The organism is Acidithiobacillus sp. AC3 (assembly GCF_050261095.1).
Lineage (GTDB): Bacteria > Pseudomonadota > Gammaproteobacteria > Acidithiobacillales > Acidithiobacillaceae > Igneacidithiobacillus > Igneacidithiobacillus copahuensis.
In genome coordinates this window covers 1,102,424-1,128,829 of sequence record NZ_CP189838.1, presented here as the reverse complement: position 1 = coordinate 1,128,829, position 26,406 = coordinate 1,102,424, and the positions used below count along the sequence as shown (strand labels likewise).

Below are 26,406 nucleotides of genomic sequence, written 5' to 3'. Positions count from 1 at the left end.
AACGATTCCCCTCCGCCACGGTCCCAAATACAGAATCCATCCGAGGGGGCGCAATGCAAGTACGTATCGTCAGCACAAAAAATCTGACCTGGTGGCAAAAGCTCGGCATCACTGCCGGCGTTGCCGTCCTGCTCGTTGTCGCCATCCTCTTCTTTGCCATTTTCGCCGCGCTTTTCGCGCTGGCGCTAGTCGTTGGCAGTCTCTGGCTGACTTGGCGGCGCTGGCGCTTGCGTAGTCGGCGCGACCTGCATGAAGATGGCAGCATCCGCGCCGAGTATCGCGAAATCCGACGGCGTCCGGAGTACTTGCCCAGAGAACGGGATAGCGATCAATAACGCCATTCTGGAAACTGGGCGGCTACTGCTCGCCAGCTGCACCTGATTGGTGCAGATATTGTCCAGGGGCGCACAGTTTTGGCGCAGAAAACATCACAAACTGTCCAACAACGCACAGAACCAGCTTCCTCAGGACTTCGCAAAGACAACAATGCCCAATAATGGGGTCCACTTGCGGTGCAAGCTGTCTGGCACAAGATATGCTGAACCACTGACGAAGCGGAGAGATGAGGAAACGTTGCTTCCATCCCGACGTCTAAGGAGTAGTCTGGTTGCCATAAGCCCACGGGCAAGGAGAGTGGCAGATGAGTCTGTTCGACAAGTATCAAGAGCGTTTCTTGCGTCAGCAGGAGAGTATCCTTTCTCTGGATGAGTACCTTGCCCTCTGCGCCAAAGAGCCATTGACCTATGCCAGCGCGGCCGAGCGGATGCTGGCGGCGATTGGCGAACCCAGGGTACTGGATACCCAGGCGGACCCCCGCCTGGCCCGGATCTTCCTCAATCGCAAGCTCCTCACCTATCCCGCCTTCGAAGATTTCTACGGTATCGAAGACGCCATCGAGAATCTGGTGGCCTATTTTCGCCATGCCGCCCAAGGTCTGGAAGAACGCAAGCAGATCCTTTATCTGCTGGGTCCTGTCGGTGCCGCCAAATCGTCTCTGGCGGAACGCCTGAAAAGCCTCATGGAAAAGCATCCAATCTACTGCCTTGCCGCTGATGGCAAGGTCTCGCCGCTCTTCGAGTCCCCGCTTGGCCTCTTCGATCCCCAAGAAGATGGAGAGATTCTGGAGGACCGTTTCGGTATCCCCAGACGCGCCCTGCAAGGGGTGATGTCCCCATGGGCGGCCAAACGCCTGCGCGAATTTGGCGGTGACATTCGCAAGTTCACCGTCCACCGCTTGATGCCTTCACAGCTACACCAGATTGGCATTACCAAGGTCGAGCCCGGGGATGAGAACAATCAGGATATCGCCAGCCTGGTCGGCAAGGTGGATATCCGCAAGCTCGAGGACTTCTCGCAGGACGATCCTGATGCCTACGCCTACTCCGGCGGCCTCAATGTCGCCAATCAGGGGGTTTTAGAATTTGTCGAGATGTTCAAGGCGCCGATCAAAATGTTACACCCCCTGCTGACCGCCACGCAGGAAGGCACCTACAATGGTACCGAGGGTTTCGGTGCCATGCCCTTCCAGGGCATTGTCCTTGCCCACAGCAACGAATCCGAATGGTCGGCTTTTCGCAATAATCGCCGCAACGAGGCCTTTCTCGATCGGGTATACATCGTCAAGGTACCGTACTGCCTACGGGTTACCGAAGAAACCCGAATCTACCATAAATTGCTGGAAAACAGTGCCTTGGGAAGTGCGCCCTGCGCCCCGGATACCCTGGACATGCTCGCGCGCTTTTCTGTGTTGAGCCGATTGAAGGAACCCGGCAACAGCAGCTTGTGGTCCAAAATGGAGATCTATGACGGCAAAAGCCTGAAAGACAAAGACCCCAAGGCCAAAAGTCTGCAGGAATATCGCGATGCGGCGGGGGTGGACGAAGGCATGGATGGGATTTCCACCCGCTTTGCCTATAAAATCCTGTCTCGCACTTTCAACTACGACGCGGATGAAGTCGCCGCCAACCCCGTGCACCTGCTCCACATTCTGGAAACCCAGATTCGTCTGGAGCAATTTCCCGAGGACATCGAAGGCCGCTATATCGGATTTTTAAAGACCGAACTGGCGCCCCGCTATGCGGAATTTCTGGGTCTCGAAATCCAAAAGGCGTACCTGGAAAGTTATGGTGAGTATGGGCAGAATCTTTTCGATAGATACATCCAGTATGCCGACTTCTGGTTGCAAGACACGGAATACCGCGATCCCGACACCGGTCAGTTGATGGATCGATCCTTGCTCAATGAGGAGCTCGAAAAAATCGAAAAGCCGGCAGGGATTGTCAATCCGAAGGACTTTCGCAATGAGGTGGTGAATTTTGTTCTGCGCGCCAAAGCGGCTAATGATGGCGTCGGACCGGCGTGGACCAGCTATGAGAAACTGCGCTCGGTGATCGAGAAAAAAATGTTTGCCAATACGGAAGATCTTCTGCCGGTGATTTCCTTCGGTAAGAAAAGCTCGTCCGAGGAAGAGCGCAAACATCAGGATTTCGTCAGCCGGATGACCGCCAAAGGCTATACCGAAAAGCAGGTACGCCTCCTGGTCGACTGGTACATGCGGTACCGCAAACATCACTGAGCCCATGATCGGGCTCGGGGGGATTCTGCATGAGCAGCATCATTGATCGTCGTCTCTCCGGATCACGTTCCAATGCCAATCGAGAACGACTGCAACGGCGAGTACGCGGGCGCCTGCAAGAAGCGGTTGAAAAAATGGGCCGATCCGGCGCCATCGAGTCTCTCAGCAAAGGCGACAAGGCGGTTGTCATTCCCGCCAACGACCTGCACGAGCCCAGCTTTCGCCATGATTCCGCCAACGGCAGTTGGGATCGCGTGTTGCCCGGCAATAAGAGCTTCCACCGGGGTGACGAGATTCCCAAGGGAGGTGGCGGCGGTCAAGCGGGTCGCGAGGGGGCGCCCGACGGTGAGGGTGAGGATGCCCTTGGTGTCTTGCTCTCGCCAGACGAATTTCTGGATCTACTCTTCGACGGTCTCTCCCTGCCCAACCTGCGCCAGGGTACTGGCGGCGAGATCGAGGCGGAGCAGTGGCGACGCAGTGGCTTCGTGCGTGACGGCAGCCCCTCGCGCATGCATGTTGCGCGCACCATGCGTGCTGCCCGCGCACGACGGCTGGCCCTCCGCGCTGGCAAACGGCGCGCCCTGGAGGCATTACAGGAAGAACGGGAACAATTGCTGGCAGACATTGCCGCACGAAAGCAACAGCAGGGTGACGTAAGCATCGAAGAGGAACACCTACGCGACATAGATGCGCAAATCGCCGTATTGCAGCGCAAAATACGGGCAGTGCCTTTCATCGACGATTCCGATTTGCGCTTCGCCCATATGGACCGCCATACCCAACCACGCAGCCAGGCCACCATGATCTGTATCATGGATGTTTCCGGGAGCATGGGGGAAACCGAAAAGGATTTATCCAAGCGCTTCTTTCTGCTTCTGTACCTGTTTTTGCAACGACAATATCAGAACGTCCAGATTGTTTTCATTAAACACCACAGTGTCGCCCAGGAATGCACGGAAAAGGAATTCTTTGCTGCCCGCGAGGGCGGCGGCACTCTGGTGTCGCCGGCCTTGGCCCTTGCCGAAGAGATCATCACCGCGAGGTTTCCCGCCGACGAGTGGAATGTCTATCTGGCACAGGCATCCGATGGCGATAATTATTTTGCCGACAACGCGGTAGTGGAAGAAGTCGCCAGCCGTCTCTTGCAGCGGCTTCGGGCATTTTATTATCTGGAAGTCAACCGGGATGACGAGAGTCATTTGCTGCAGGCCTATCAGGAACTCGCGGAATTCTTTCCGCAGATGGTCTGCACCCGCGCGCAGCAGCGGGAAGATGTTTACCCCCTGTTCCGCGAACTTTTTTCCAAACCGCAGGTACTCGAACATGGTTAATCGTCTCCTGTTCAGCGACAATGACTGGTCCTTTTCCCGTCTCGATGCCGTGGATCGCGCCTGCGCACAGATCGCACAGGAGGAACTGGGCCTGGATACCTATCCCAACCAGCTCGAATTGATTAGTGCCGAGCAGATGCTTGATGCCTATGCCTCCATTGGCCTGCCGGTGTACTACGCCCATTGGTCATTTGGGAAACAGCATGCGATCGAATCGGGGCAATACAAGCGGGGGGAAATGGGCCTCGCCTATGAGCTGGTCATCAACAGCAATCCCTGCATCAGTTATCTCATGGAAGAAAATACCATGACGATGCAGACCCTGGTCATTGCGCACGCCGCCTATGGGCACAATGCCTTTTTCAAAAACAATGTATTTTTTCAGCAATGGACCGATGCCGAAGGGATTCTCGATTATCTCAGTTTTGCCCAGTCCTATATTGCTGCCTGTGAGGAACGCTACGGTATACCGGAAGTCAGCGCGGTACTGGACGCGGCCCATGCCATCGCCAGAAATGGCATCGATCGCGCACGCCGGCCGCGCAAACTCTCCGCGCGCGAGGAAGAAATGCGCCGGCAGGAAAGGGAACGCTACCTGGAGCAGCAGCTCTCCGAGATTTGGCGCACCCTGCCCCCATCCAGCAGCTCTGAGCGACCGGAGAAGGAATCGCGATTTCCGGCGGAACCTACCGAAAATCTGTTATATTTCATCGAAAAAAATGCGCCACAGATGCCCAGTTGGCAGCGTGAAATCTTGCGGATCGTACGCAAGATTAATCAGTATCTCTACCCGCAAGGTCAAACCAAGATCATGAATGAAGGCTTTGCCTGTTTTGTGCATTATTACCTCATGCACCGCCTGCACGAGACCGGACAAATTACCGACGGCAGCTTGTTGGAGTTTTACGCCAGTCATACAGCAGTGGTTTTTCAGCCTGACTACGACGATCCCCGCTATAGCGGAATCAATCCCTATGCCTTGGGCTTTGCCATTTTTCGCGATATCCAAAGAATCTGCGTCGCCCCCACGGAAGAAGACCGGCGCTTTTTTGCCTTTGCCGGCGATCCAGACTGGAAAAAACAGATCCTCTTCGCCATGCGAGAATTTCGCGATGACAGTTTTATCCTGCAATACCTCTCGCCCAAGGTCATTCGCGACCTGCATCTCTTTGCCTTGCACAATGATCCGGAAAGCGAGTCCTACCGGATCACCGCCATTCATGACGATGCGGGCTATCGAGAAATTCGGGAACGCCTCGCCCAACAAGTTGCGGAGAGCAGTCGCCCGCCCAGCATTGTGATCGACAAGGTTGACCGCTGGGGAGATCGACATCTCGAGTTGCATCATCTGGACGCAACGCCCCTCTCCGAAAAGGACGCGCAGTCTACCCTCGAGCTTATTCAACGGCTCTGGGGCTATGACGTCTTGCTCACGAGTAACAACTCTGAATTCCGCCTCGCGGCGCGCAGGGACTGAGCACAACCTCAATTCTTTGCTATGCTTCGCCACTCTGTGACGCAGTAGTGAGGCGGTATGAAAAGAAAAGCGGCAGGGCTGGGATTTTGGGGAGTTCTGTATCTATCGATACCGTGCATTGCAGTATTGGCGGTGCCCCTCTATAACCGCGCCACCCCAGTTCTGTTTGGGATTCCGTTTTTTTACTGGTGGCAGATCCTGTGGGTGCCCCTTTCCGGTTTCTTCCTCTACCTCGCCTGGCGACGTGTGGAACGGCGGGGCTGATTCTATGCACATCACCGCCACCATCGTTTTTGTCGCTCTCTTCGTGCTGATTGCAGTGCTGGGATTCCTTTCCGCCCGCTGGCAACGCGGTGATCTCGGGCATCTGCACGAATGGGGACTGGGCGGGCGCCGCTTTGGTAACTGGATCACCTGGTTCCTCATTGGTGGCGACCTCTATACCGCCTACACCTTCGTTGCTGTACCAGCCCTGGTATTCGGCGCCGGCGCCCTGGGTTTCTTTGCCCTCCCCTACACGGTACTGGTCTACCCGCTCGTGTTTTCCGTTTTGCCCCGGCTTTGGGTCATTGCCAAACATCACAATTTCATCACCGCCGCGGACTTCGTCGCCGCCCGTTATGATAGTCCAGCACTGGCCCTGGTGATTGCCCTGACCGGCATCGTCGCCACCATGCCGTACATCGCCCTGCAATTGGTGGGTGTGGAAGTCGTGATTGGCGGCCTCGGTTTTCCCAGCCACGGTATTGTCGGGGAGCTTCCCCTGATCATCGCTTTTGTGGTCCTGGCGGCTTTCACCTACACCAGTGGTCTGCGCGCGCCGGCCTCCATTGCCGTGGTCAAGGATCTGCTGGTCTATATCACCGTGCTCGCTCTGATCATTGTCGTGCCGTGGAAGCTGGGCGGCTTTGGCAAGATCTTTGCGGCGGTTCCCGCCGAGCATCTCTATCTGCCGCCCATCCACTCCGGAAATTTTGGCACGCAGTCCTTTTATCTGACCTTGGCTCTCGGGTCTGCCCTCGCGCTGATGCTCTACCCGCATGCCACCACGGCGGTGCTCTCTGCCAAAGGCCCCAAAACCTTACGCCGCAACTGGATCTTTCTGCCGGCCTATTCGTTTGTGCTGGGTCTGATCGCTTTGCTCGGTTACATGGCCTATGCGGCAAATTTACCCGACAATCCGGCGCTCGCGCCCTACTTTCATCGATATGGACCGCAGTTCGCCATGCCCGGTCTGCTGTTACGCTATTTCCCGGATTATTTTGTCGGGATCGGCTTTGCCGCGGTGGCCATTGGCGCTCTGGTTCCGGCAGCCATCATGTCCATTGCCGCTGCCAATCTGTTCACCCGCAATATCTATCGCGCCTACCTCCGCCCCGACTGCGATGCCAGGCGCGAAACGCAAATGGCGAAGCTGGTATCGCTGATGGTGAAATTTGGGGCCCTGCTCTTCATTCTGCTACTGCCTACCCATTTTGCCATCCAGCTACAGCTCCTGGGCGGCATCCTGATTTTACAAACCCTGCCGGCCATCGTCAGCGGCATCTACACGCGCTGGTTTGATCCCCGCGCCCTACTCATCGCCTGGGCCATTGCTTTGGGTTGGGCCATCTGGGCAGCATCCTTGACGGGCTTCCAGAAATCCGGTTACGCGCTTCATTTCTTTGGCTGGACCATTCCGGGCTACATCGGTTTGTATGCCCTGCTCCTCAACTTTTTGTTTGCCATCCTCATCACCTTGCTGCTGCGCGCTATCGGGCGTCATTCGTCAGCAGATCTTACCGATGCGGCGGCATATCAAGAATGAGATTGCTAGCGCTTGACAACGCGCAGTGGGCCCCGAACAATCTCCATCAATATTGTAGATCTTACCTATAGAAGGATCCCATGGACTCCCCAACTCGTCTCTTTGCTCCGCTCCCTTCTGCTGTTACGGAGGGCAGCAAATGACGGCGATTCGGATCGATGGCAAAGCGGTTGCAGGACGACTGCGTGAGCAACTGCGCGGCGGTGTGCAGGCGTTTCAGCGCCAGTACGGCAGGGCTCCGGGACTCGCAGTCATCCTGGTGGGCGAGGATCCGGCCTCGCAGATTTATGTGCAGCACAAGAAAAACGCCTGCGCGCAGGTGGGCATCCAGTCGTTCTCCCATACCCTGGCGGCCACCAGCAGCCCGGCGGAGTTGCTGCAGCAAATCGCCCGCTGCAATGCCGATGAGCAGATCGACGGCATCCTGGTACAGCTCCCGCTCCCCGCACAATTCGACGCGGAAAGCATGATCGAAGCCATCGCCGTAGACAAAGACGTGGATGGCTTTCATCCCTACAATGTCGGGCGTCTGGCCCTACGCGTGCCTACCCTGCGCTCGTGTACACCGGCCGGGATCATGACGTTACTGCAGGAATATGAAATCCCGATCAAGGGGAAGGAAGCGGTGATCGTTGGTGCCTCCAACATTGTTGGTCGGCCCATGGCACTCGAACTGCTGCTCGCCGGCGCGACCGTGACGGTTTGTCATCGCTTCACCCAGGATCTGCAGGCGCATGTGGCACGCGCCGACATTTTGGTCGCCGCTGCCGGCAAACCCGGCCTGGTGCGCGGCACATGGATCAAACCGGGTGCCGCAGTGATCGATGTCGGCATCAATCGCCTGGAGGATGGCAGTATCGCTGGCGATGTGGAGTTTGCGCCGGCGGCGGAACGTGCCGCGTGGATTACCCCGGTTCCCGGCGGTGTCGGTCCGATGACGGTGGCCACCTTACTGCAGAATACCTTACGCGCCGCGCTGCTACGTAGGGAGGATCGCCAGCTTGTCTGATCCCGCTACTCTTCCGGCGCTCAACGACCCCAGCCTGTATTTCAATCGCGATCTCAGCATCCTCGAATTCAATCGGAGGGTGCTGGCCCTGGCCGACGACGAGCGCGTCCCTCTCCTGGAGCGTTTGCGCTTCCTGACCATCGTTTCCAGCAACCTGGATGAGTTCTTCGAGGTACGCTTCGCCGGCGTCATGCAGCGACGCAAGTATGGGGCCGGCCCTCTCGGTCTCGATGGTCTCGGTCCGGATGAAGAAATGCGGGCGGTATCGCGGGTTGCACACGAGATCATCGCCGCCCAATACTCTTGTCTCAATGACCGCCTGATCCCTGCCCTGGCCGCAGAGGGTATCCATTTGCTGCGGCGGCGAGAGTGGAAGGCAGCGCAAAGGCGTTGGGTGGCGGAGTATTTTCGCAATGAAGTCTTGCCCTTGCTGACCCCCCTCAGCCTCGATCCCGCCCATCCCTTTCCCAAGGTGCAGAACAAGGGGCTGAATTTTGCGATTGTCCTGGAAGGAGATGATGCGTACGGGCGGCACAGCCCCATCGCCATCGTCCAGGCACCACGCATCCTTCCCCGGATCATCCAGATACCCAGAGAGATCGCCGGCCCAACGGATTTCGTGTTCCTCTCTTCGGTCATTCACGAGAATATCGCTCAGCTGTTTCCCGGTCTGGAGGTAAAGGGGTTTTATCAGTTCCGGGTGACCCGCAACAGTGAACTCTTTGTTGACGAGGAAGAAGTCGACAACCTGCTCGATGCGATTGTCGATGAACTCAGCACCCGGCCGTTTGGCGAGGCAGTGCGCCTGGAGGTGGCGAATAATTGCCCGGCAAATGTCTACGAATATCTATTGCGCCATTTCGATCTGCCGGCGGAAAACCTCTATACCCTGAGTGGACCGGTCAATCTGTCGCGGATGGCGGCAATCATCGATATGGTCCCGCGTCCGGACCTGCTGTACTCTCCCTTCGTACCGGGTCTACCCGATCGCTGCCTGCGCAGTGAGGAGATCTTTGCCCAACTGCGGCGGGGGTCGTTGCTCCTGCATCATCCTTATCAAAGCTTTACCCCGATCATCGATTTCGTGCGCCAGGCCGCCGCCGATCCGCAGGTCCTGGGGATCAAACAGACCCTATATCGCACCACCAGCGATTCCGCCATCGTCCAGGCCCTGATGGACGCGGCAGTGGCTGGCAAGCAGGTGACGGCAGTCATCGAACTCAAGGCACGCTTTGATGAAGCCAACAACATCCGCCTGGCTGAAGAACTGGAAAGTGTTGGCGTGCAGGTGGTATACGGCGTCGTCAAGCACAAAGTACACGCCAAGATGATCCTCGTCCTGCGCCGCGAGGAGGATGGAATTCGCCTCTATGGGCATCTCGGTACCGGCAACTATCATCCACGCAACGCGCGCATCTATACCGACTTCAGTCTGCTCACTGCCGATCCTGGCATCACCGCCGACATGAACGCCCTGTTCATGCACATCACCGGCATCGGTCAGGCGCCCCGCCTCAAACATCTCCTGCAGAGCCCCTTCAATCTGTTCAGTGCGATGCGCGAGCGTATCGCCGCCGAAACTGCCCTCGGACCACGCGGGCGCATCATCATCCGCGTCAATGCCCTCATCGATCCCGATCTGATCCGCGATCTCTATCAGGCCTCCCAGGCCGGGGTACAGGTCAGCCTCATCGTTCGCGGCGCCTGCGCCTTACGCCCAGGCATCCCCGACGTTTCGGAAAACATCCGGGTGGTTTCCATTGTTGGGCGTTTCCTCGAACACAGCCGCGTCTTTTTCTTCGGTGGAAATGGCAACCCAGAGGTTTGGATTTCCAGTGCTGACTGGATGGGACGTAACCTGTTCCGGCGTCTGGAAGTCGCCGTTCCCATTCGCGATCCCGATCTGAAAAAGCGCATCCGCCGCGAGGCACTGGACTATTACCTGCAAGACCACTGCAATGCCTGGGAGATGCAGTCAGACGGCAGCTATCGCTCGCTGCGTCAGATGGATAGCGATTGTTTCAGTGCCCAGCAAAGCCTGCTTGACCAATATGCGCGGGGCAGTAGCGGTGACTAAGTCGCAATGTCGCGTGCTGGTACTCAACAGCAAGGGAGGATCGGGAAAGACCACGATCTCGACCAATCTTGCCAGCCTCCTCGCCCTACGGGGATCAGTTCTGCTGGCCGACCTGGATCCCCAGGGCTCGAGCCTGAGCTGGGGAAAGCGAAGACCTGAGCATTTGCCGCGTATTGACCTAATTGATGACCCCGAGCGCGACTTTCGTGGCTATCCGCCGAGCGATTATGTAGTTTTTGACGCACCTGCGGGACTCAAGCGCGGGCGTCTGGAAGACATGCTAGGCGAAGTCGAGGTCTTGTTGGTGCCCATTGCCCCCTCGCCCTTCGATATGGATGCCAGCCAGCAATATCTGCAACGCCTGGAAGAAATCAAACGGTTTCGCAAGGGCAAGGTACGGCTCGGGGTCATTGCCAACCGCGTCAAACTGCGCAGCCAGGCGGAACGGATCCTGACGGAGTTCCTGCAAGAACTGGAACTGCCTTTGGTGGCCACTCTGCACGATAGCCAGATTTATGTTCGTGCCGCCATGCAGGGACTGGGACTGGCCGATCTGCGGGCGGCCGAGGCACGTAAGGAACTACCCCAATGGGCAAGGATATTGCGCTTTGTGGAAACCGGGGAGCGCTATGGAGCGTGAGATCAAGCTCGAGGTATTGCACCCGGAGCTGTGGGAGGAAATCCTGCGTCATCCCCTGGTAGACAGTGCCGACATCGCCGCTAAAGAGATGCACGCCGTCTACTATGACAGTGCGGATGGCGCCCTGCGCGCGGCAGGAATCGCGTATCGGGTGCGTAAAGAAGGCCGGGAGTGGGTTGCCACCATCAAACTTGCAGGAAGCGCTGAGGGAGGGTTACACCAGCGTCCTGAGTGGAATCTGTCGGTGCGCAGCAAGAAGCCGGATCTGGGCGTCTTTGCGACTGACGAGACCCTGCGCACGCTGCTCGCAGCACATCTGAATCTGGCGCTCGCGCCGGTCATCGAAACCGTTTTTCAGCGTCGGGAGCACGAAATCCGCTATCAGGATGCCCGAATTTTACTCGCTGCAGATTGGGGAGAGATTCGCGCTGCCGGTCAGGCACGAGCGATTCACGAGATCGAACTGGAACTGGTGGAGGGAGATCTTGCCGATCTCCTGCAGCTGGCCAGCGCCCTTTGCGCCAGTTTACCCCTGTGCCCGGATGATGCCAGTAAGCTGGCACGCGGCAGCGCGCTGGTCGGAAAAGAGATCCCCGTAGCGAAACCCAATCCACCCACCATTCGCGGGCGGGACAATGCGGGGGACGCTATTGGCCGTCTCCTCATCCACTCCGCGCAGACCATTCTCGGTGGCTTGGCATGGCTGCAGCTCGACGAGCACGACGCCCTGCACCAGTTGCGCAAAGAGGTGCGCGCGCTGCGTGCATTGTTGCGCTTCAGCAAGGGCACAGATCCCGAAGATCAACTGCGTGGTGTACGCAACGGTCTGGCGGTGTGGTTTCACGAACAGAGCCTGCAACGGGATCTGGACGCTCTCGCCGAGCATTGGCAAAGCATCGCCCCGCGTTTTTCTCTGCCCGCGACACCATTGCAAGAGATTCTGCGCGATGCACGCAAAACGACACGTGATCCCCGTGTCGATTCCCGGGCGCGGCTTGCCGCGGAACTTCTCGCCTTGTGGTCACAGGTTCTGCGCAACCCACTGCAGAGCCAGCAGACTTTGCGCAACTACGTGGAGGAGCGCCTGCGGCGGATGGATGAGCATTTGGTTTTTGTGGAGCCGGAGCAAATTGCACAATTCCATCGGCTGCGCATTGCGCTCAAAAATCTGCGTGATGTCCTGCGTCATGTTTCCGAACTCTGGCCAAGCAAAGATGGCAAGGCGTTCACCAAACAGTTACATGCCGTATTGGATGCAGCCGGAATCATCCGTGACGCACAAGTTGCCCACCAGGACTTGCCGCAGCTCTTTCCTGCGGAACGCCGCCATGACGCGTTGGATTTCAGTGCAGGGATCCTGCTTGGCTTTCTGGAGGCGCAGAGGGAGCGGGAAAGCAAGCGCTTTTACAAACACTGGGAGCGCTTCCGTCAGGCCCCCCGCCCCTGGGACTAAAACAGAAAATCCAGGGACTACTCAGCAGTTGCCGAGCTTCTCCCGGACCCTTTCCACCCGCCGCGCCAGCAAGGCGATTTTCTGTGCGAGGCAATACTCCGCATCACTAACTTCCCATTCCCGTGCTTGTTCCGCATCGACCTGCTGATTGGCGCAGATTTTCTGCAGCGTTTCACAATTGTTGCTATCAAAGAAAAAGCCCGCCAGTTGCGTTACTTGATCGTTTTTGTTGGCCCCACCCAAGACAGCATAGGCAGCATCCAGGCATTTTTCTTCTTTCAATGCCAAAGCTTTTTGTAACAGCTCGTCCCCTTCGATACCCATCTTCAGCTCCTTTTTTCCGATCCCCCGAGCGAACGCTCGAGAATTTCTCCCAAATCCCGAGACAACCTATCCTTGCCGAGCAATTCCTCCATGACGGTTCGCATTTGCCGCTGGTGCGCTTCGTCATAGCGTGACCAGCGACTGAAGACCGTTGCCAGACGTGCTGCGGTCTGTGGATTGAGATCATCCAGATGGCGGATCTGCTCGCCGTAAAAATGATAACCGGAGCCGTCCCGCGCATGAAAGACTGGTAGATTTGCAGCAAAGGCGGAAAGCACGGCGCGCACGCGATTGGGAACCCGCCAGGAAAATGCCGGATGCTGCAACAGCTCCTGTGCCCGTTGCAAGGTCTCAGGCACGGCGCGCCCGAGCTGCAGGGAAAACCAGCGATCGATGATGAGCGGATGAGATTGCCAGCGCTGGTAAAAATCATTCAGCAGCGGCATTGCGTCATAGTCCGGGGAAAAGGCCAGGAGCTGCAAGGCGGCAAGCCGGTCGGTCATATTGTCGGCACTACGATATTGCCGCTCGGCCCAACCTTGTGTCTCCTCCGCTTGCGCCGAGCTCATGGCATAGTACAGAGCCAGGTTACGTAGACGACGGCTGCCCATCGCCCGGCCATCCCGGCGGTAGGGAGCCGCCAGATCGTGATAGAGGCGGCGCCAATCCTCGGCGAATGTGTCCCCCAGGGCGCGACGCAGCGCCTCTCGTTGTGTATGGATCCCGTCGACGTCGATGGGATCCATTTGCTGCCCGATGGATTCTTCTGTGGGGAGGCTCAGGAGCTCGGCGGAAAATGCCGGATCATCGAGGGGTCGCGAGAGCGCCGCAGCGAAGGCGGCCTGGAGTTCTGGGCCGAGCACGCTACGCCCGGGATTGGCAATGCTCGCCAGTAAGGTCTTTTGCGCCAGACGTTGCAAGCTGTCCCAGCGGTTAAAGGGGTCGTCGTCATGTTGGGCAAGAAAGCAGTCCGCTGCCTCGGCATCACCACGTTCGAGCAGTACCGGCGCGGAAAACCCCCGCAGCAGCGACGGGAGGACCGGCTTGGCAAAGGGGCCAAAGGTCCATTCGCCAGACGCCTCTTCGAGCAGCAAAACAGTCTCTTCTTGTCCGTCGGGGAGCCGTGCGGGAGTACCGTCTTCGTGGAAAAAGGCCAGACGCACCGGAATAGGTACCGGCAGCTTTTCTTCCTGGCCCGGCGTTACCGGCGTGTGCTGCTGCAGGCGCAAATGATACCGGCCACTCTGTGCAGCAAAATGTCCATCGGCCTTGAGGCGTGGTGTGCCAGCCTGGGAATACCAGCGCAGAAAGCCGCTGAGGTCGCGGCCACTGCCGGTCGCCAGCGCGTCCAGCAGTTCTTCGATGCGCACCGCCTGTCCATCGTGGCGTTGGAAATAGAGGTCGGTCCCGGCGCGGAATCCTTCCACGCCGAGCAGGGTGTGCATCATGCGGATCACCTCTGCACCCTTCTCGTAGACCGTTGCCGTGTAGAAGTTATTGATCTCCTTGTAGGATTCCGGGCGCACGGGATGCGCCAGGGCACTGGCATCCTCGGCAAACTGGGCGGCGCGCAAGCGCCGGACATCGCCGATGCGCTGCACACCGCGGGAGTTCATGTCGGCGGAAAATTCCTGGTCACGGAATACCGTCAGTCCTTCTTTGAGACTGAGCTGAAACCAGTCGCGCAGAGTAACGCGGTTACCGGTCCAGTTATGAAAATATTCGTGGGCGATTACCGATTCGATTCCCTGATAATCTGCGTCAGTGGCGGTTTCCGGGCTGGCCAAAACATACTTGGAATTGAAGATATTCAATCCCTTGTTTTCCATCGCCCCCATATTGAAACTGTCGGTAGCGACAATCAGGTAGCGATCGAGGTCGTACTCCCGCCCGTAGACCTTTTCATCCCAAGCCATCGCCTTTTGCAGACTCTGCAGGGCCTGCTCGCAGGCGTCCCGATCCCGCTCTGCGACATACAACTCCAGGCCAATTTCACGGCCAGAGCCAGTACGGTAACGATCCCTGGCGACGTGAAAACTGCCACCGACGGCGGCGAAGAGATAACAGGGCTTGGGAAACGGATCTTCCCAGCGTGCCCAGTGCCAGCCGTTATCTGCGTCACCAGTTGCGACACAATTGCCGTTGGACAGAAGGATCGGACAGGAAACCTTGGGGGCATGCAGGGTGACGGTAAAACGCGCCAGGACGTCAGGGCGGTCCAGAAACCAGGTGATGCGCCGAAAGCCCTCCGCCTCGCACTGGGTCAGAAAGACCTCATCGGCATAGTAGAGGCCGGACAGGGCGGTGTTTGCTTCCGGCTGAATGCGCACCCGGGACTCCAGGACAAAGTGTTCGGGGACGTCTTTGACGCGCAGCTTTCCCGCTTCGCGGGAATGGCGATCGCTGGATAGATCTTTGCCGTCCAGGGAGAGAGACAAGAGCTCCAGTCCCTCGCCATCGAGCAGCAGATCCTTGGCACTGGGGTTCAGGCGCTGCAGTGTGAGGCGGGACCGCACTTCCGTGTCTTGGGGTCGAAGAAAGATTTCGAGTTCCACCGTGTCGATGGCAAAATCCGGACTGCGGTAGTTTTGACGCTGCACGAGCAACGTGTTATCGGCCGTCATTCACATTTACCCTCGGCATTCATCGAGGTAATCCCCGCAACAAAGGTATCGAGCTTTTCCGGCATACCATGGCTGATCTGCGCCTTACCGTTCTTGTCACAGTAGACGATAGTGGGCGTTGCCACCTCACCACTGTCCTGCAGGAGTTGGGTGTTTTTCTGCACCTCTGCCATGACTTCGGGGCTGGGGTTGGCATCTTGGGAAATCCCACCCTCCTCGCTTTCCTCATTGAAGCCCTTCTCATTTTTTGCCATTGCCGCTGCCGGATCTTTGGCCGATAGAATTGCAGCCGCCTTCCCAGCACTCGACGGCTTCAGAAATCCCGCAACCACATAGCGGACACGCAGCTTTCCTTCGGCAATCAGAGGCTTGGCGTCCTCATAAAACTTGTGACAGAAGATGCAGTTGGGATCGACAAAGGCGATCAGCTCCGGTCCCTTGGTACCCAAGACAAAAGACTTGGCCTGACTGGCCCGCTCGGCGAGTTTTGCCGCATCCATGGGCTTCGGCAGCAGACCCGCCTCCTCGGCGTCGTGCCGAATGACGTTATCGCCTTTGCTGTTGATGATGGCCTGCGCCAGGATCAGATATTTTCCATCCGGGCTGGCATAGGCAAGCGTTTTATGTCCCTGATCGGCGATGACGAGTGCGGTCAATCCTCCCGGCCCAGGGAGAACCTTCGTCACCTGGCCCTGATCATGGGTAACGCTGCTAACCAGCTCTTGCGCCCGATCTTTGGATAACACCTTGCCGTGCCCACCATTGTCGGAAACGGGATTACTTCCCGCACAACCGGAAAGTAAAAGAGCAGCAGCAAGAACCAGCAATCGAAAACGCATAAGAACACTCCTGGGCAACAGAAAAACCGCATCAAGCGGCCATGGTAAACAATTCGCCCGGACTGACGCCAGTCTCGGGCGAATTGCAGCACTTCTGACCCATTATCCAGGCAGGAGTTCGCCGCGAAAAACGAAATCGTCTTCCTCCAGATCGACGTGCAAGAGCGTGCCTCCCGTAAACTCGCCGCGCAGGAGCTTTTGCGCCAGCGGGTTCTCGATCTCCGCCTGGATGGCACGTTTCAGGGGCCGGGCGCCATAGACGGGATCAAAACCGATCTCCGCCAGGCGGTCGATGGCCGCATCGCTGAGCACGATGTCCATGTCCCGCTCACGTAGGCGTGCCCGCAGGCCCTGCATCTGGATTTCGCAGATCGCCCGCACCTGCCGGGCATCCAGGGGATGGAAGATCACGGTTTCGTCGATACGATTCAGAAATTCCGGACGAAAGTGCCCCTGCACTACCGCCATCACCGCGCTGCGCATGGCATCCTCGTCCCCAGAACGACTGTATTCCTGAATGCGGTCGGAGCCCAGGTTCGAGGTCATGATGATGACCGTGTTCCGGAAATCCACGGTACGCCCCTGGCCATCGGTCAGGCGGCCGTCGTCCAGAACCTGCAGGAGAATGTTGAAGACCTCCGGGTGCGCCTTTTCTACCTCATCCAGAAGTACGACAGAATAAGGCTTGCGTCGTACGGCTTCGGTGAGATAGCCACCCTCTTCGTAACCCACATATCCGGGAGGGGCACCGATCAGGCGCGCCACGGAATGCTTCTCCATGAATTCACTCATGTCGATGCGCACCATCTGTTCTTCGCTATCGAAGAGGAACTCGGCCAGGGCCTTGCTGAGTTCGGTCTTACCAACACCGGTAGGACCGAGAAAGAGGAAGGAGCCGTTGGGCCGCCGCGGATCGGAGAGGCCAGCCCGCGAGCGGCGGATGGCGTTGCTGACCGCCTGCACCGCCTCGCTCTGGCCAACCACCCGGGCCTGCAAACGTTCTTCCATCTTCAGGAGTTTTTCCTTCTCCCCTTCCAGCATCTTGGCTACGGGAATGCCGGTCCAGCGGGCGATCACTTCGGCAATCTCCTCTTCTCGCACCTCCGTGCGCAGCAAGGTAGGCGCTTTGCGTGCGGCACCCTCCTCCTCTTCCTCAGCCTTTTGCAAGCGGGCCTCGAGCTCGGGAATCAGACCATACTGGATCTGCGCCATGCGGTCGTAATCGGCGGCACGGCGGGCATTTTCGAGTTCCACACGCAGGCGATCAATCTCCTTCTGGATTTGCGAGGTACCTTCAATGGCCAGCTTCTCGGCCTTCCAGACTTCCTCTAATTCCTGAAATTTACGCTCCAACTCATTGATTTGCTCCTCCAGAATCTCCAGGCGCTTGCGGCTTGCCTCGTCCTTCTCCTTGGCCAGGGCCACCTTTTCGATGTTGAGTTGAATCAGGCGCCGCTCCAGTTCATCCAGGGCTTCCGGTTTGGAGTCGATCTCCATCTTGATCCGCGAGGCCGCTTCATCGATCAGATCGATGGCCTTGTCGGGCAAGTTGCGGTCGCTGATGTAGCGATGCGAGAGTTGCGCTGCCGCGACCAGGGCGGGGTCGGTGATGCGCACCCCATGATGAACCTCGTAGCGCTCCTTCAGGCCGCGCAGAATGGCAATGGTGTCCTCCACCGAGGGTTCATCCACCAGCACACGCTGAAAACGGCGCTCCAGAGCAGCATCCTTTTCAATGTACTGGCGGTACTCATCCAGGGTCGTGGCACCAATACAGTGCAGCTCACCCCGCGCCAAGGCGGGTTTGAGCATGTTGCCGGCATCCATCGCGCCCTCGGCCTTCCCAGCACCCACCAGGGTATGTATTTCATCAATAAAAAGAAGAATCTGCCCTTGACTCTTGGCAAGATCGTTGAGCAAGGCCTTCAAGCGTTCCTCGAACTCGCCGCGGAATTTCGCACCGGCAATCAGCGCACCCAGATCCAGCCCCAGCAGACGTTTGTTACGCAAGGATTCCGGCACTTCACCATTGATGATCCGTTGCGCCAGGCCCTCGACGATGGCGGTCTTGCCGACACCCGGCTCACCGATCAGCACCGGATTGTTCTTGCTGCGCCGCAACAGCACCTGAATGGTGCGGCGAATTTCGTCATCGCGGCCGATCACCGGGTCCAGCTTGCCCTGCGCCGCCCGCTCGGTGTAGTCGATGGTGTACTTCTCCAGGGCTTGGCGTTGCTCCTCGGCATTGGCATCGTTGATCTTTTCGCCGCCATGCAGTGCGGTGATCGCCGCTTCGAGGTCCTTGCTGGTAGCACCGCTCTCCTTGAGCAGACGACCCGCCTCGCCCTTATCCTCCATCAGCGCGAGCAGAAAATGCTCCGTGGAGATATAGCCATCACCCCGCTGCTGCGCGGTCTTGTCGGCTAGATTGAGCAGGTTGATGAGATCCCGGCCAAACTGCACTTCGCCGGGCTGCCCGCCATGAACCTTCGGCAAATTGTTGAGGGCACGGCCGAGTTCGTTGCGCAGGGCATCGACGCGCACACCCGCCTTACTGAGCAGAGGACGGGCGATACCGCCGTCCTGGTCGAGGAAAGCAATGAGCAGATGGACCGGTTCCACCTGCTGCTGATCGTTGCCCAGGGCGAGACTCTGGGCCTCCTGCAGGGCTTGCTGAAACTTGGTGGTGAGTTTGTCACTGCGCATCTGGCGACTCCCATATCGGATGATGACTGGCAGATGGGCGCTTCAGACCCACTTTTCAAGGGCGGATCGGGGACGAAACATGCCCAGCAACAAGAGTGTCGCCAGGGCAGCGAGGATGCCGGCAGCAAGAAAGGTAGCGCTGCCACCAATCTGCGACCAGGCCCAACCCGCCGCCAAGGCACCGATGCCGCCTCCCAACCCGTATACCAGGCTGGCGTAGAGGGCCATGCCACGCGCGCGCAGGGCCCGCGGGAAGCGCGCAAAGACCCAGTGAATGGCAGCTAGATGAAACGCGGCATAACTGGCCGCGTGCAGTGTCTGCACCAGAACGATCCAGACGAAGCCTGGCCACAGGGCGATCACTACCCAACGCAGAGCGGTGAGCAAAAAGGCACTGACAAATACCGTCATCGTCCCCCAACGGTGCAGGATGCGGTCGCCAAACCAAAAGAACAGTACCTCGGCGACCACTGCAAGGGCCCAGAGCAGACCGACGGTGCTGCTGTTGTAGCCATGGGCCTCCACGTAGATGGAATAAAAGGCGTAATAGACCCCATGACTGGCCTGCTCCAGCATGCCGGCGGCGAGAAAGAACCACAGACGGAAATCACGCAGCTCCGGCAAAAAAGCCGGCAGTTTCTGCGCTGTCGTGCCCTGTGGATCGCTGGCAAAGGGCAGGAAACGACTGACCCACCAGGTCAGGAATAAAAAGCCGGCGATGCCAGGCAAGAAACTACGCAGCCCCCAATGACTCACCAGGATCCCCATGCCAAGGGACAGAACGATAAAACCGATGGACCCCCAGAGGCGGATACGGCCATAGCGGCGCCCCTGCCGCTCCGCCCACGCCATACTGATGTTGTCTACCAGGGGTAGGGTGGCCGCCCAGAAGAAAGAAAACAGCAGGGTGATCAGGAGCAGAGCCCAAAAGTAGCCCTTCGCCCAGAACAGCAACAGAAAACTCAGGGCAGCAGCCAAGCCGCCGCCGCGAATCAACCAGCGCATCGACGTATGGTGCAGGAGCCAGCCCCAGACATTGGGGGCGAGCACCTTGCTGAATTGTACTGCCGCAGTGAGGAGACCGATTGCCAGGGCATCCTGGCCCACACTACGCAGCCACGGCCCCCAGTAGGGCATGAAGGCGCCAAGGGCGCAAAAATAGAAAAAATAGAACGCGACGAGGGCCTGCCCCTCGTGCCGCGCCTTCAGCATTGTCTGGGGATGGGGGCTACCGGTGGCGTGACATCCGCATTTTGTGCTCGATGACGCAGATAATGATCCATCAGGGTGATGGCCAGCATCGCCTCGACGATGGGCACAGCACGAATGCCTACGCAGGGATCATGACGGCCAGTGGTGACAATCTCGATTTCCTCACCCTGCAGGTTGATACTGGGCCGGGGGATGCGAATGCTGGAGGTTGGTTTGATGGCGACCGAGGCACGCAGATCCTGACCGCTGGAGATGCCGCCAAGAACCCCACCGGCATGATTGCTGGCAAAGCCCGCAGGGGTCAGCGCGTCGCCGTGCTCGCTGCCGCGTTGTTCAACCACGGCAAAACCGTCACCAATCGCCACTGCCTTCACCGCATTGATGCTCATCAGGGCCTTGGCGACATCCGCCTCCAGGCGATCAAAGACCGGCTCACCGAGGCCCACGGGCATCCCCGTGACCTGCACGTCGACGCGCGCGCCAATGGAGTCTCCGGCCTTGCGCAAGTCATCGAGATATTCTGCCATGCGCAGGGCCGCCTGCGCGTCGGGACAGAAAAAGGGGTTCTGATCGATCTGTGCGTCGTCGAACTGGGCCGCATGAATGGGCCCCATCTGCGCCAGCCAGGCGCGGATCTCGGTGCCCAGACGTTCGCGTAGGTATTTGCGGGCAATGGCGCCGGCGGCCACGCGGGTGGCGGTCTCCCGCGCCGAAGAACGCCCCCCACCACGGTAGTCGCGCAGACCAAATTTTTGTAGATAGGTATAGTCGGCGTGCCCAGGACGAAAGCGATCCTTGATCTTGCTGTAGTCCTGCGACCGTTGATCGGTGTTCCGTATCAGCAAGCCAATCGGCGTACCGGTCGTGACGCCTGCAAAAACACCGGAAAGGATTTCGACCTGATCCGCCTCCTGGCGTTGCGTGGTGTGGCGTGACTGCCCAGGCCGACGCCTGTCGAGTTCAACTTGGATATCGGCTTCCGTGAGGGCCAAGCCAGGCGGACAGCCATCGACGACGGCGCCAATGGCCGGGCCATGACTCTCGCCAAAGGTGCTAACGCGAAACAGCTCGCCAATGCTGCTGCCCGCCACGGATCAGTTCTCCCCCTCGATGAAGGCATAGGCAGAGTGATTGTGGATCGACTCGAAGTTTTCCGAGGCCACCGAATAGCGTCGGACCCGCGAGTCCTGCTGCAAACGCAGGGCGACATCGCGCACCATATCCTCGACGAACTTGGGGTGATCGTAGGCATATTCCGTAACGTACTTCTCGTCAGGCCGCTTGAGAACGCCGTAGAGCTGCGAAGAGGCCTCGCTTTCCACCAGATCGATCAGATCCTCGATCCACAGCGGGCTCCGCGCCTCGACCTGTACGCTGACCCGCGAGCGCTGATTGTGTGCGCCATATTCGGAAATGCTCTTGGAGCAGGGACAGAGGCTGGTCACCGGCACATGCACCAGAAGTTGCGAGCGGATCTCGTCGCCCGTGATTTCGCCACTCCACTCCACTTCGTAGTCGAGATAGCTCTCCACTCCGGAGACTGGCGCTTTTTTCCGCACGAAGTAGGGGAATTGCAGTTCAATGCGGGCGCTCTCGGCTTCCAGACGCTCCTGGGTCTGCACGAGTAGCCGATCGAAATTATCGACTCGCAGGGCTTCCTCTTGCTCTTGCAAGATCTGCAGGAAGCGCGACATATGGGTGCCTTTCAGATGTGCTGGCAAGCCGACATACATGTTGCAATATGCAGCAACCTGTTGTTGATGGCCTGCACGGTCCGCGATGCGCAGGGGATGGCGAACGGCCTTGACACCAACTCGCTGAATGGGGATGGCACGCGGGTCGGCGCGCCCCTGTACATCTTCCAACGTTTCTGCAGCGCAATCTCTCACTACGTTGAACCTCGTCGAATGCTTGACTGATTTAGTCAGATATTACGCGCCGCAGCCGTTACCAGCAAGGCGGGCAAGCAGTTCCTCGCCAGCGCGACGAATTCCATCGGCGTCCAGACCCAGCTCCGCAAGCCACAAAGAAGCCTCTCCGTGTTCGATGAACTGATCGGGCAAGCCAAGAATCTTCAGTAGTGGCCGCTGCCCCTGGTCGAGCAGGTATTCGGCCACTGCGCTGCCGGCACCGCCCATGCGCACCCCCTCCTCCACCGTCAGGAAGGCTTCATGATCGACGGCAAGACGGTCAAGCAGGGCATGATCCAGCGGTTTGACGAAGCGCATATTGACCACCGTGGCATCCAGCTCCCGTCCTGCTTGCAAAGCAGCTTCGGCACGGGTGCCAAAGGCAAGGATCGCCAGGCGTTTGCCCTCGCGCAGGATTTCCGCCTTGCCGATGGGGATCTGACGCTGCAAGTCTGCGTCGCCGATCCCACCCGCTGCGGCGCCACGCGGATAGCGGACAATGGCGGGACCGGGATAGGCGTAGCCGGTGTTGAGCATCTCGCGCATTTCCTGGGCGTCTTTGGGGGCCATAATGACCAGATTGGGAATGCAGCGCGCGTAGGCCAGATCGAAAGCACCCTGATGCGTGGCACCGTCAGCGCCGACCAAACCGGCACGGTCAACGGCAAAGAGGACCGGCAGGTTTTGAATCGCCACGTCGTGCAATAGCTGATCATAGGCCCGCTGCAGAAAGGTCGAATAGATGGCCACGACGGGATGAAAGCCCTCGCAAGCCAGGCCCCCGGCAAAGGTCACCGCATGTTGCTCGGCAATCCCCACGTCGAAGTAGCGCTCGGGATAGAGCTGTTCGTAGCGCACCAGACCGGAACCCTCGCGCATGGCGGGGGTTATGGCAACCAGCTTGCTTTCTTTGCCTGCCTTGTCGCAGAGCCAGTCACCAAAAATCTTGGTGTAACTGACCGTAGACGATTTGCGCATGGCACCACTGTCGCGATCAAACGGCGTCACACCGTGATAGGTGCACGGATCCTTCTCTGCCGGCGCGTAGCCTTTGCCCTTCTTGGTGATGACGTGCAGCAGGCGCGGACCGCGGATCTTGCGCAGATTTTCCAGGGTCGGAATCAAGGTATCGAGATCGTGACCATCGATGGGTCCGTAATAGTTGAAGCCCATTTCCTCGAAAAGCAGCCCCGGGGAGACCAGACCTTTGACGCCTTCTTCTGCCTTTTTTGCCAGCTCGCGCAAGGGCGGCAGCAGACTCAAGGCCTGCCCGGCACCCTCGCGCACGGTGTTGTATACCGGATTGGAGAGGAGCCGGGTGAGGTATTGGGAAACCGCCCCCACATTGGGGGAAATCGACATCTCATTGTCGTTGAGCACAACCAACAGATCGGCATCGAGGACACCGCCGTTGTTCAACGCCTCGTAGGCTAGGCCGGCAGTCATGGCGCCGTCGCCAATGATCGCCACTACCTGCCGGTGGGTATTATCGAGGGCAGAGCCTACCGCCATCCCCAAGCCCGCACTGATCGAGGTACTGGAATGCCCAGCGCCGAAGGCGTCATACGGGCTTTCCTCGCGCTTGAGAAATCCCGATAGGCCATCTTTTTGGCGCAGGGTCGGAAATTGTGCGCCACGCCCAGTCAACACCTTGTGAGGATAGGCCTGATGCCCGACGTCCCAGATCAGACGATCCTCCGGCGTATGGAAAACGGCGTGCAGGGCAACCGATAGCTCCACCGTCCCCAACCCGGAGGACAGATGACCACCTGTCTGACTGAGGGTTTCGATAAGAAACTGGCGCAGATGTTTGGCGACCTGCTTGAGTTCGCTGCGGGACATCCCCCGCAAGGTGTCGGGACCAGGAATTTTTTGCAATAGAGGATTCATCGGTTGCGCTCGACAATCAGGCGGGCCAGGGCACGCAAATGATCGGCTTCTTTGCCCCAGGTCTCCAGCTCGCCGAGCGCCTCGTCGAGCAGACTACGTGCATAGCCCTGCGCCTGTTTCAGGCCCAGCAAGGAGACAAAGCCCGGCTTTTGCCGCTCGCGATCGGCGCCCTGCTTGGCCTTACCAGTCTGCTCGATGTCGCCGATTTCATCGAGGATGTCGTCCTGCACCTGAAACGCCAGCCCCACCCGATCGGCATAACGAATCAGTGCAGATCCCTGGCGGGATTCTTCGGCGACGCCACTGGCCGCCAGCCCAAGCTGAATGGCACAGCGGATCAGCATGCCGGTTTTCAGCAGGTGCATCTGTTCGAGCGCCGGTTGCGCCAACTCGTGGCCCACTGCCGCGAGATCCACCGCCTGCCCGCCCACCATACCGTGGGAGCCCGCCGCCTGCGCGAGGGTTACCACCATCCGCAGCTGCTGCGTAGGACTGACCCCGAAAGGTTCGGCGAGCACGCGAAAGGCGTGGGTCAGCAAGGCATCGCCCACCAGAATCGCGGTCGCCTCGTCGTAGGCCTTGTGGCAGGTTGGACGCCCGCGGCGCAGGTCGTCATTGTCCATGGCCGGAAGATCGTCATGCACCAAAGAATAGGCATGAATCATTTCCAACGCCGCCGCTGGCCGGTCGAGCAGAGATTCGTGCACACCGAGGGCTGCACCCGTAGCGTAGACGAGCAGCGGGCGCACGCGCTTGCCACCGCCGAGCACACTGTAGCGCATCGCCTCATGCAGGCGCGCGGGGAAGGCATGATCCGGTGGAAGGAAGCTCTCCAGCTTTTCTTCGCTGCGCGCTACGATCCGTTCGCGGAAGGCCGCAAAAGATTCTGGGGCATGATTCACGTTTCAGTCCTCTTCGGCATCGCTGACCATGGGAGCCACCTCAGAACCGAGGAGGATTTCCACTTTTTGGCGCGCCTCGCGTAGTTGCTTTTCTGCCCTCTGCGCTAGATCCATGCCCTGTTGAAATAGGGCAACGGACTCTTCCAGACTCAACTGGCCGCTTTCCATCTTATCGACCACCTTCTCTAACGATTGCAGGGTGTCGGAAAAAATTTCCTGCGGGGCGTGATCTTGATCTGGCTGGGAGGGATTTTTAACGTCAGTCATGACCACAATTAAACACCAGCCCCCGGTCCCGGGGCAAGCCGCCAGGGGGCTCAACAAGCAAATACCTACTGGACGGTATGCTCCCCCCCCTCGTAGACTACGCCTTTCCTTTTCTCTGAGGCCAGCATGTCCAGCATCATTCGCCAGGAATCCGCAGTCCGTCGGCAACCACAGGGGGGCACGCGCTTCGATATCCTGGGCGCCATCAGTGTGTCTCATTTTCTGAATGACAGTATTCAGTCGCTGATGCTGGCGGTCTACCCCCTGTTTCGCAGCAATTTTCATTTGAGTTTTGCGCAGATCGGGCTCATTACCCTGGCCTATCAGTTAACCGCATCGATCATTCAGCCGCTGGTGGGACGGTACACCGATCGTCACCCGCTGCCGTGGTCCTTGCCCTTGGGCATGGTCTCGACCTTTGCCGGGCTATTGTTGTTATCCATCGCACCGAATTACCTGGTTCTGCTTCTGGCTGCGGCCCTGGTAGGCCTTGGTTCCTCGGTATTTCACCCGGAATCCTCGCGCGTTGCCCGCATGGCCTCAGGTGGACGCTTTGGCCTCGCGCAGTCGATCTTTCAGGTGGGTGGGAATGTGGGCACGGCTGCGGGTCCGTTGCTCGCGGCCTTCCTCGTGATGCCCAACGGGCAAGAGAGCCTGTCGTGGTTTTCTCTTTTCGCCCTGGCAGCCATTGTCATTCTGACTTTTGTTGGACGTTGGTATCAGCAGCAACACCGCCAGCCGAAGAAGGCACAGCAAGCCGCGGGAGTGCCTTTACCCAAGGCGCTGGTACGACGAAGCATGGTCATCCTGGTAGCCTTGATGTTTTCCAAATTTATCTATCTGACCAGCATCAGCAGCTACCTGATCTTCTATCTCATGCACCGCTTCGCCATTCCTGTGCGCGAGGCGCAGTTGCATCTTTTCATTTTTTTGGCGGCGGTGGCGGCGGGCACCCTGCTCGGCGGCCCGATCGGGGACCGCGTTGGCCGCAAGCGGGTGATCTGGGTATCACTGCTGGGCATTGCCCCCTTTACCCTCGCACTACCGTATGTGGGTCTGACGCTGAGTGCCCTGCTGACGGTGGTGATTGGCTTCCTCCTTGCTTCTGCCTTTCCGGCCATTGTCGTCTATGCCCAGGAACTGGTCCCGGGAAAGGTGGGAACGATCTCTGGTCTATTCTTCGGGTTGGCCTTTGGTCTGGGTGGTATTGGCGCAGCGGTTCTCGGGCAACTGGCGGATATCTGGGGTATCGATACCGTGTATCAGATCTGTTCGTTCCTGCCGCTGCTGGGTATTCTGGCCGCTTTCCTGCCGCATCGTCCAGAAGCCTGATATACTCCGCCGGGCTTTTGCAATTGACGTG

The 26,406-nt window shown here is 58.6% G+C and carries 21 protein-coding genes; 11 read left to right on the top strand and 10 right to left on the bottom strand.

Going from position 1 to position 26,406, the window contains the following annotated elements; translation table 11 throughout:
• Window positions 1-53 precede the first annotated feature (53 nt).
• The 10 genes from ACQAYK_RS05760 to ACQAYK_RS05715 all read left to right on the top strand — a co-directional run bounded on the left by ACQAYK_RS05760 (window position 54) and on the right by ACQAYK_RS05715 (window position 12,369).
• Window positions 54-335 (top strand): hypothetical protein, encoded by a 282-nt coding sequence (locus ACQAYK_RS05760; protein WP_215885785.1) that lies wholly within the window; start codon window positions 54-56, stop codon window positions 333-335.
• A 305-nt stretch (window positions 336-640) separates the two neighbouring features.
• Window positions 641-2,575 (top strand): PrkA family serine protein kinase, encoded by a 1,935-nt coding sequence (locus ACQAYK_RS05755; protein ID WP_215871431.1) that lies wholly within the window; start codon window positions 641-643, stop codon window positions 2,573-2,575.
• Window positions 2,576-2,604: 29 nt separating this feature from the next.
• Window positions 2,605-3,906, top strand: a complete 1,302-nt coding sequence (locus tag ACQAYK_RS05750; protein ID WP_483168014.1) for a YeaH/YhbH family protein — start codon at window positions 2,605-2,607, stop codon at window positions 3,904-3,906.
• Window positions 3,899-5,383, top strand: a complete 1,485-nt coding sequence (locus ACQAYK_RS05745; RefSeq protein ID WP_483168013.1) for a SpoVR family protein — start codon at window positions 3,899-3,901, stop codon at window positions 5,381-5,383. Before ACQAYK_RS05750 ends, ACQAYK_RS05745 begins: the two co-directional genes overlap by 8 nt.
• A gap of 57 nt (window positions 5,384-5,440) precedes the next feature.
• Window positions 5,441-5,647 (top strand): DUF3311 domain-containing protein, encoded by a 207-nt coding sequence (locus ACQAYK_RS05740; RefSeq protein WP_215871428.1) that lies wholly within the window; start codon window positions 5,441-5,443, stop codon window positions 5,645-5,647.
• Between the two features lie 4 nt (window positions 5,648-5,651).
• A complete protein-coding gene (gene mctP, locus ACQAYK_RS05735) occupies window positions 5,652-7,190 on the top strand; it encodes a monocarboxylate uptake permease MctP (RefSeq protein WP_215871427.1) in 1,539 nt (512 codons plus the stop codon).
• Between the two features lie 139 nt (window positions 7,191-7,329).
• The gene (gene folD, locus ACQAYK_RS05730; RefSeq protein WP_215871426.1) at window positions 7,330-8,199 is read left to right on the top strand and encodes a bifunctional methylenetetrahydrofolate dehydrogenase/methenyltetrahydrofolate cyclohydrolase FolD; all 870 of its coding nucleotides are present in this window, start codon (window positions 7,330-7,332) and stop codon (window positions 8,197-8,199) included.
• Window positions 8,192-10,276, top strand: a complete 2,085-nt coding sequence (gene ppk1, locus ACQAYK_RS05725) for a polyphosphate kinase 1 (protein ID WP_226827150.1) — start codon at window positions 8,192-8,194, stop codon at window positions 10,274-10,276. The genes folD and ppk1 overlap by 8 nt, the downstream gene beginning before the upstream one ends.
• The gene (locus tag ACQAYK_RS05720; RefSeq protein WP_255790248.1) at window positions 10,269-10,916 is read left to right on the top strand and encodes a ParA family protein; all 648 of its coding nucleotides are present in this window, start codon (window positions 10,269-10,271) and stop codon (window positions 10,914-10,916) included. Before ppk1 ends, ACQAYK_RS05720 begins: the two co-directional genes overlap by 8 nt.
• A complete protein-coding gene (locus ACQAYK_RS05715; protein ID WP_215871425.1) occupies window positions 10,906-12,369 on the top strand; it encodes a CYTH and CHAD domain-containing protein in 1,464 nt (487 codons plus the stop codon). The genes ACQAYK_RS05720 and ACQAYK_RS05715 overlap by 11 nt, the downstream gene beginning before the upstream one ends.
• A gap of 21 nt (window positions 12,370-12,390) precedes the next feature.
• On the opposite strand, the gene ACQAYK_RS05710 is transcribed toward ACQAYK_RS05715, so the two are convergent.
• The 10 genes from ACQAYK_RS05710 to xseB all read right to left on the bottom strand — a co-directional run bounded on the left by ACQAYK_RS05710 (window position 12,391) and on the right by xseB (window position 25,043).
• Window positions 12,391-12,693, bottom strand: a complete 303-nt coding sequence (locus ACQAYK_RS05710; protein ID WP_215871424.1) for a hypothetical protein — start codon at window positions 12,691-12,693, stop codon at window positions 12,391-12,393.
• Between the two features lie 2 nt (window positions 12,694-12,695).
• Window positions 12,696-15,317, bottom strand: coding sequence for an aminopeptidase N (gene pepN, locus ACQAYK_RS05705; RefSeq protein ID WP_215871423.1), 2,622 nt, complete (start codon window positions 15,315-15,317; stop codon window positions 12,696-12,698).
• Window positions 15,314-16,156, bottom strand: coding sequence for a thiol:disulfide interchange protein DsbG (dsbG, locus tag ACQAYK_RS05700; RefSeq protein ID WP_215871422.1), 843 nt, complete (start codon window positions 16,154-16,156; stop codon window positions 15,314-15,316). The genes pepN and dsbG overlap by 4 nt, the downstream gene beginning before the upstream one ends.
• 102 nt (window positions 16,157-16,258) lie before the next feature.
• The gene (gene clpB, locus ACQAYK_RS05695) at window positions 16,259-18,862 is read right to left on the bottom strand and encodes an ATP-dependent chaperone ClpB (protein WP_215871421.1); all 2,604 of its coding nucleotides are present in this window, start codon (window positions 18,860-18,862) and stop codon (window positions 16,259-16,261) included.
• 42 nt (window positions 18,863-18,904) lie between these two features.
• Window positions 18,905-20,074 carry an MFS transporter gene (locus ACQAYK_RS05690; protein ID WP_215871420.1) on the bottom strand — a complete coding sequence of 390 codons (1,170 nt, stop codon included), beginning with the start codon at window positions 20,072-20,074 and terminating at the stop codon, window positions 18,905-18,907.
• Window positions 20,068-21,165 carry a chorismate synthase gene (gene aroC / locus ACQAYK_RS05685; protein WP_215871419.1) on the bottom strand — a complete coding sequence of 366 codons (1,098 nt, stop codon included), beginning with the start codon at window positions 21,163-21,165 and terminating at the stop codon, window positions 20,068-20,070. The genes ACQAYK_RS05690 and aroC overlap by 7 nt, the downstream gene beginning before the upstream one ends.
• 3 nt (window positions 21,166-21,168) lie before the next feature.
• Complete coding sequence (gene folE2, locus ACQAYK_RS05680) at window positions 21,169-21,939, bottom strand: GTP cyclohydrolase FolE2 (RefSeq protein ID WP_226827147.1); 771 nt, start codon at window positions 21,937-21,939, stop codon at window positions 21,169-21,171.
• Window positions 21,940-22,005: 66 nt separating this feature from the next.
• Entirely contained in the window at window positions 22,006-23,874 is a 1,869-nt protein-coding gene (gene dxs, locus ACQAYK_RS05675) for a 1-deoxy-D-xylulose-5-phosphate synthase (RefSeq protein WP_215871417.1), read from the bottom strand.
• Window positions 23,871-24,776, bottom strand: a complete 906-nt coding sequence (locus ACQAYK_RS05670; RefSeq protein ID WP_215871416.1) for a polyprenyl synthetase family protein — start codon at window positions 24,774-24,776, stop codon at window positions 23,871-23,873. Before ACQAYK_RS05670 ends, dxs begins: the two co-directional genes overlap by 4 nt.
• 3 nt (window positions 24,777-24,779) lie before the next feature.
• A complete protein-coding gene (xseB, locus tag ACQAYK_RS05665) occupies window positions 24,780-25,043 on the bottom strand; it encodes an exodeoxyribonuclease VII small subunit (protein ID WP_215871415.1) in 264 nt (87 codons plus the stop codon).
• Window positions 25,044-25,169: 126 nt separating this feature from the next.
• Between xseB and ACQAYK_RS05660 the strand changes: the two genes are divergently transcribed.
• A complete protein-coding gene (locus tag ACQAYK_RS05660; protein ID WP_215871414.1) occupies window positions 25,170-26,375 on the top strand; it encodes an MFS transporter in 1,206 nt (401 codons plus the stop codon).
• Window positions 26,376-26,406 lie beyond the last annotated feature (31 nt).